The sequence below is a fragment of the Salinisphaera sp. G21_0 genome (genome assembly GCF_017744115.1).
Lineage (GTDB): Bacteria > Pseudomonadota > Gammaproteobacteria > Pseudomonadales > Endozoicomonadaceae > Endozoicomonas.
In genome coordinates this window covers 1-520 of record NZ_JAGHQW010000294.1, presented here as the reverse complement: position 1 = coordinate 520, position 520 = coordinate 1, and the positions used below count along the sequence as shown (strand labels likewise).

General features: G+C 46.2%; 1 pseudogene. It reads left to right on the top strand.

Annotated elements, in window-relative coordinates:
• Positions 1 to 520: pseudogene (locus J7439_RS27660) on the top strand (IS5 family transposase); the annotation flags it as partial.

The following is a 520-nucleotide window of genomic DNA, read 5'->3' as shown; positions in this document are numbered from 1 at the left end:
TATGATACTCCAAAAAATGGTCGACCACGTGACTGGAGTTATCGTCTGATATTGAATGCCATATTCTATCTCACTAAAACAGGCTGTCAGTGGCGAATGCTGCCTTCTGACTTTCCACCATGGAGTACTGTCTACACCTACTTCCGAATTTGGAAAAATGATGGCACATGGAAGAAGGTACATGATGCACTTCGTGACCAGGTGCGAATTCAGGCGGGCAAAGAGCCACAACCAACAGCCGCAAGCATTGACTCCCAATCCGTTAAAACCTCGGTAAAAGGGGGGATCGAGGCTATGATGGCGGAAAGAAAATAAAAGGCAGAAAACGTCACATAGCTGTTGATACTCTTGGCCTGATTCTGGTGGTATGGGTGCACGCAGCCGCATTGAGTGATAGTTTTGCAGGACAGTTCATACTGGCTCACCTTAAGAAATACTTTAAAAACATCCGGAAAGTCTGGGCTGATTGTGGCTACCGGGGTTACCTTGAAGAGTGGTTTTATCGCTTCAAACCCAAAAG